At 74.3% G+C, this 6000-nt stretch carries 6 protein-coding genes; 2 read left to right on the top strand and 4 right to left on the bottom strand.

Annotation, left to right across the window (positions count from 1 at the left end; translation table 11 throughout):
* Positions 1–134: 134 nt before the first annotated feature.
* A complete protein-coding gene (locus ACFV4G_RS21770; protein ID WP_380442813.1) occupies positions 135–1796 on the bottom strand; it encodes a long-chain fatty acid--CoA ligase in 1662 nt (553 codons plus the stop codon).
* A 184-nt stretch (positions 1797–1980) separates the two neighbouring features.
* On the opposite strand from ACFV4G_RS21770, the gene ACFV4G_RS21765 reads away from it, so the two are divergent.
* On the top strand, positions 1981–2172 hold the full coding sequence (locus ACFV4G_RS21765) for a hypothetical protein (RefSeq protein ID WP_380442810.1): 192 nt from the start codon (positions 1981–1983) through the stop codon (positions 2170–2172).
* 30 nt (positions 2173–2202) lie between these two features.
* On the opposite strand, the gene ACFV4G_RS21760 is transcribed toward ACFV4G_RS21765, so the two are convergent.
* Positions 2203–3075 carry a DUF1906 domain-containing protein gene (locus ACFV4G_RS21760; RefSeq protein WP_380442808.1) on the bottom strand — a complete coding sequence of 291 codons (873 nt, stop codon included), beginning with the start codon at positions 3073–3075 and terminating at the stop codon, positions 2203–2205.
* A 152-nt stretch (positions 3076–3227) separates the two neighbouring features.
* Between ACFV4G_RS21760 and ACFV4G_RS21755 the strand changes: the two genes are divergently transcribed.
* Positions 3228–4295, top strand: coding sequence for a DMT family transporter (locus tag ACFV4G_RS21755; protein WP_380442806.1), 1068 nt, complete (start codon positions 3228–3230; stop codon positions 4293–4295).
* A gap of 15 nt (positions 4296–4310) precedes the next feature.
* On the opposite strand, the gene ACFV4G_RS21750 is transcribed toward ACFV4G_RS21755, so the two are convergent.
* Together ACFV4G_RS21750 and ACFV4G_RS21745 are read right to left on the bottom strand one after the other, a co-directional pair.
* Positions 4311–5117 carry a pyridoxal 5'-phosphate synthase gene (locus tag ACFV4G_RS21750; protein WP_380442804.1) on the bottom strand — a complete coding sequence of 269 codons (807 nt, stop codon included), beginning with the start codon at positions 5115–5117 and terminating at the stop codon, positions 4311–4313.
* Positions 5118–5494: 377 nt separating this feature from the next.
* Entirely contained in the window at positions 5495–5824 is a 330-nt protein-coding gene (locus ACFV4G_RS21745) for a hypothetical protein (protein WP_380442802.1), read from the bottom strand.
* Between the last annotated feature and the right edge of the window lie 176 nt (positions 5825–6000).

Here is a 6000-nt window from a genome sequence, read left to right as displayed (position 1 = left end):
CCCACCCCGCGCCGCGGGGGGCGGGGGGGGCGCGGCGGGGGGGGGGGGCGGGGGGGGGCCCCCCCCCGGGGGCGCCCCCCCCCGCGCGCCCCCCCCCCCCGGGGGGGGGCCCCCCCCCCTCCGTCGTACCGCGGTCACTCCTTGCCGAGCACCGTGACGTCCAGTTCGTCCGCCGCGTAGCTGGCCCGGATCACCTTCTTGTCGAACTTGCCGACCGAGGTCTTCGGCACCGACTCGACGATCGACCAGCGCTCCGGCAGCTGCCAGGAGGCGATCCGCCCGGCCAGGAAGGCCCGCAGTTCGGGCAGCCCGGCCGTGGCGCCCGGGCGCAGCACGACGGTGGCCAGCGGGCGCTCGCCCCACTTCTCGTCCGGGACGGCGACCACGGCGGCCTCGGCCACCTCGGGGTGGGCCATCAGCTGGTTCTCCAGGTCGACCGAGGAGATCCACTCGCCGCCGGACTTGATGACGTCCTTGGCTCGGTCGGTGAGGGTCAGGTAGCCGTCGGCGGTGATGGTGCCGACGTCGCCGGTGCGCAGCCAGCCGTCCTCGGAGAACTTGTCGTCCGGGCGGAGCGGGTCCTGTCCGGCGCCGCCGTAGTACGCGCCGGCGATCCAGGGGCCGCGAACCTCCAACTCGCCCGCCGCGACGCCGTCGTGGGGCATCCGCTCGCCGCCCGGGCCGATCAGCCGGGCCTCGACGGAGGCCGGGAAGATGCCCTGGGTGATCCGGTAGGGCCACTCCTCCTCGGGGGTGAGGCCGCCGGGCGGCTGGGCGAAGGAGCCGAGCGGCGAGGTCTCGGTCATGCCCCAGGCGTGGATGACGCTGATGCCGTGGCGCTCCTCGAAGCCCTTCATCAGCGACGGCGGGCAGGCGCTGCCGCCGATGACCACCATGCGCAGGCTGGAGGTGTCGTAGTCGCCGGCGTCGAGCTCGTCCAGCAGGCCGCTCCAGATGGTGGGGACGGCGGCGCTGACGGTGGGTCGGACGGCGGCGATCATCTCGGCCATCGGCTTGGGCTGGAGGAAACGATCCGGCATGAGCAGGTTGGCACCGGACATGAAGGCGGCGTGCGGGATGCCCCACGCGTTGACGTGGAACATCGGGACGACCGGCAGCGCGGTGTCGCGCGGGGTGAAGGCGAAGTTGTCGCCGGTGTTCACCTGGAGGCAGTGCAGGTAGACCGAGCGGTGGCTGTAGAGCACGCCCTTCGGGTCGCCGGTGGTGCCGGAGGTGTAGCAGAGCACGGCGGCCTGCCGCTCGTCGATCTCGGTGCTCCACGGGTACGCGGTGGGCCGGTCGGCGATCAGGTCCTCGTAGTCGTGGACGGTGCCGGCGAAGCCGGCCAGCACCGAGCGGTCGCCGGGGCCGCTCACCACGATGTGCTTGAGCGTCGGGGCGAGCTCCGGCAGGACGGCGGCGAGCAGCGGAAGGACGGTGCCGTTGACGATGACCACGCGGTCGGCGGCGTGGTTGACGATGAACGACAGCTGTCCGGCGGGCAGGCGCAGGTTCAGCGTGTGCAGCACGGCCCCCATGGCGGGGACGGCGAGGTAGGCCTCCAGGTGCTCGGCGTTGTTCCACATCAGCGTGCCGACGCGGTCGTCGCCGGTGACCCCGAGTTCGTCGCGCAGCGCGTGGGCGAGCCGGGCGGCCCGCGCCCCGACCTCGGCGTACGTCCGGACGACCGGTCCGGTGCCGTCCCACGTGGTGACGGTCGACCGGGCGTGGATCGTGGACCCGTGCTCCAGGATCCTCGCGACGGTGAGCGGTACGTCCTGCATCGTGCTGAACACGGGTCCTCCTTGACCTGGCGGCACCGGCGGGTGCGCCTGCGGCACCTACCGGGCGGTAATGGGCGCGGACGTGCCCGATTGTGCCGTTCCGTCCGGCCGCTGTCAGCATCCCGACCCCGTTGCACGGATCACGGACCGGGCACGGGACCGCAGGGCGCGCCGGCCGCACGTGATACTGGACGCCATGGACGAGAGCCAGGACGGCCCGCAGGTGGGATGGGAGCCGGTGCGGTTCCGGGTGCCGTGCCCGAACTGCTCGGGCGGGGTGCGGACGCGGGCGCGGCTGGGCGTGCGGGCCGACCGGACGGGGACCGGGTACATCACCGAGACCTGCGGGGACTGCCTCGGCCGGGGCTGGCTGCCGTTCGGCGGCTGACGGGCCCCGGCCGCCCGCTCGGCCGCCCGCTCAGCCGGCCGCGGGACCGTCGACGTAGTCGCGGTCGACGGTGAGGGTGACGCCGCCGTGGGTGTCCTTGACGTTGCCCTGGTACTGGTGGGCCCGCTGGTGGTAGACCCACAGGTCATTGCCGAGCGGGGCGGGCGCGTTGGTGTCGGCGTGGCCGTCCCACTTGGCGTACCAGACGGCGTCCGGCAGCGGGGAGCTGTGGGCCCAGGCCGCGGCGGACAGGTCGGCGATGCCGGAGCTGAAGCTGGAGTAGAACCCGGAGGTGTAGCCGAGCTCGTGCAGCCGCTGGGTCCAGCCGAGGGCGAAGTCGACGACGGCCTGGGCGCAGGCGGAGTCGTTCCTCGGGTACGCCTCCATGTCCATGTAGACCGGGTTGCCCGGGCCGAAGCCGAGCGCCTGCAGCCCGCCGACCGCCTCGTCGGCCTCGGAGCGGCCCTGGTCGGCCGCGTGCGCCGGGTCGATCCGCAGCGGCTTGCGCGCGGGGTCGAGGCACGGCGCCTGGGACCCGGCGTGCACCGGCAGGAACCGCCAGCCCATCGCCCGGGCCTGGCTGACCCAGTCGGCGGTCAGCCGGGGCTGGGAGCAGGCGCGCTGGGACCCGCTGGTGTAGATGCCGATCGCGCTGTACGAGGAGTTGTCCCACCACGTCTGCATGGTGGACAACGGGGGCGCGGTGCAGACGTCGAAGGCGAGGCCGCTGAAGGCGCCCCGGGGTTTGGGCGGGCCCGCGCGGTCGGGCAGCGCGAGCGGTCGGATGGTGGGGAGGGCGACGGCGGCCGGGGCGGTGGCCTCGGCGCTCGCACCGGTTCCGTCGATGGCCAGCAGGAGCACGAGGGCGGCGGCGACGAGGGCCGTGGGGCGGAGATAGCGCATCAATCCGTGATACTGACGGACCATCGGATGAACGCGTCAACCACGCCGCGCGGCCCGCCCGCGCCCACCCTTTCGGGCGCACCCGTCCGCTTCCGTCCCGAATTTTGTAACGAGCTTGCCCGTTCTGCACTCCTTACGGCAAACTCGTCACCATGCCCACCTCCATGCCCGGCGAAACCGCCGCCCCGACGCCGGCCACCACGGCCGTCGCCGAGGCCCTTGCCATGCCGCCCGCCCCCAAGGGCGAGCCCGCCGGCGAGCGCGGCAGCTGGCGACGAGGCGAGGCGCCCGGCCCCGCGGCACCACCCGATCTCCGGCCCGGCCGGCCCACCGGCCGGCTCCCCAAGTTCCTGCGGCGCCCGGAGAGCATCCCGGCGCCGCTTCTGTGTCTGACCGCGATGTTCCTCGTGCAGACCGGGATCGCGCTCTCCAAACCGCTCTTCGGCCCGCTCGGGGTCAGCGGCACGACCTTCCTCCGGCTCGGCTTCGCGGCGGTCATCCTGCTCGCCGTCACCCGGCCGAAGCTGCGCGACAAGCGCCCGCGCGACCTCGCCGCAGCGGCCCTGCTCGGGATGGCCTCGGCCGGGATGACCTTCCTGTTCGCCGGGGCGGTCGACCGGCTGCCGATGGGCACCGCGGCGACCATCGAGTTCCTCGGCCCGCTCGCGGTCGCCCTGGTCTTCGCCCGGCGGGCGAGCCACCTGCTGTGGGCGCTGCTCGCGGCGGCCGGGGTCGCCCTGCTGACCCTGCTCGGCGAGGGCGACGGCGGCGGCTCGCTGGACCCGGTCGGCCTGCTCTTCGCGTTCGGCGCGGCCGCCTGCTACGCGCTGTACATCCTCTTCACCGACAAGGTCGGCGCCGCGTTCCAGGGCTTCCAGGGCCTCGCCGTGTCGATGACGGTCGGCGCGATCACGCTGGCGCCGTTCGGCCTCGGCGAGGCGTGGCACGGGCTGACCGCGCCGGACGCCTCGCCGGTGGTGCTGCTCGCCTCGGTCGCCGGAGTGTCGCTCCTGCTGCCGGTGATCCCCTACGCGCTGGAGATGACCGCGCTGCGGCGGATGCCGCAGCGGGTGTTCAGCGTGCTGGTCAGCCTGGAGCCGGCGGTCAGTGCGCTGGTCGGCCTGGTGGTGCTGGGCCAGCTGCTGGGCGTGCCCCAGCTGGCCGGGATCGGCTGCGTGGTGGCGGCCAGCGTCGGCGCGACGCTGACCGGGCGCAGGTGAACTCCTGAGGAGGTCTCAGGGCCAGAGCAGCGTGCGGGACCACTCGGGGGTGCGCACCGGGCCGGTGCGGGTGTAGCGGAGGCGGATGTGGCGGCGCTCGGCGTCGCCCTGCCAGTACTCGACCTCGTGCGCCCAGAGCGTGTAGACGGCGTGGCCGGCCGCGACGGCGTCCGGCGTGGCCTCCAGGCGGCGCCGGGCGACCGCGACGGCCTCGTCGTACTCCTCCAGCGAGGCCAGCGGCTCACTCTGGCGCCCGACCAGCGCGCCCACCCGGGCGGCCGGGGAGCGGGTGGCGAACTCGGCGGCCGCCACCAGGTCGGCGGCCCGCTCGACGGTGCCGCGGACCCGGACCTGCCGGCCCAGCTGCGGCCAGTAGACGGTCAGCGCGGCGGCCGGGTGGTCGGCGAGCTGACGGCCCTTCGGGCTGTCGGCGGCGGCCGAGAACACCCAGCCGGTGCCGCTCGCGTCGACGTCGCGCAGCACCAGCACCCGGGCGTCCGGGAGGCCGTCGGCGTCGACCGTGGAGAGGGTGACCACCTGCGGGTCGAGCACGCCGGCGTCCAGGGCGGTGGTGAGCCAGTCCGCGAACAGCGGGCCGGGCTCGGCGGGCGCGGCCTCGGCGTCGAAGGTCGGCAGCGGCCGGGCCATCGGCGGGCGGCCGAGCAGCAGCTCGGGCACGGACCTCGGCTCCGGCCGGGGCTCGTCCCGGTGCTCATCGCGGTGCTCGTCCCGCGACTCGGGCCGCGACTCGGACCTCGGGTCCGGGCCGGGTGCGGACCCGGCCTCGCCCGGGCCGGTCAGGCCCTCCTCCTCCGCTGCCATCGCGCCCTTCCTTCCGGTCGCCGCGTCCGCCGCCGCGGCCGGCCGGGCCTTCCTGGACCCGGGCGCGCGCGGTGTGCTGTCGGGCGCAACCGTACCGCCGCCGTCGGACGACTCCGGGCGCGGGCCCTGGCTGTACGCACCCGGACGGTTGACGGCGGCGGTCCCCGGAGCCGTTCGGGCGGCCCCGGCCCCGGACGCACGCGTGGGCGGTGCCGGTGACGGCACCGCCCACGAGGCCGGTTCGCGGCGACCCTTTCCGCTGGCCGGTCATGCGCTCGTCGCATCGATCGCGACCGTTCCGAGCCCCGCCGCGGGTGCTCAGCTCACCCGCGGCCACCCACCTCCGGCGCCCCCGCCGACGGTGGAGTGCGCCCGGATCAGTGGAGGATCGGCGCGAAGACGATGTTGACGTTCTTGTTGGACTGGTCGGCCAGGATGGTGCCCGCGTTGTCCTTCGCGGCGAGGGTGTTGTTCTGGTTCGAGGCGCCGGAACCCGTGGCGGTCTGCTGGGTGGAGACGTAGTTGCCGTCGACACCGCCGAAGACGTTCCCGGTGCCGGTGTTGGAGACGACGCCGGCGTTGGAACCGGCGCCCGCCATCGCACCGTTGTCGGCCGCCGCAGCACCGGCACCAGCGAGCAGCAGACCGGCCGCGAGCGGAGCGGCGACCAGGAAACCGGCCACCCGACGGGTGTGGATGCGAACCATGAGAACCTCCAAGAAACGGTAAATCGTGCAATGTGTGCGGGAGTTCGCCGGCCAGACGAACACCTGCGGGCTGCGACGCCGAGAGACAGACTTCCGCAACAAATCGACAAAGCACCACCTGACGGAGCAGTTTTCGCCCGTTAGCGTGATATCCACCAAGGCCCCGCATAACGGCA

This window comes from Kitasatospora sp. NPDC059747, from assembly GCF_042732955.1.
Classification (GTDB): Bacteria; Actinomycetota; Actinomycetes; order Streptomycetales; family Streptomycetaceae; genus Kitasatospora.
The sequence above is the reverse complement of the archived record's forward strand: the minus strand, read 5'-3'. Positions and strand labels throughout refer to the sequence as shown.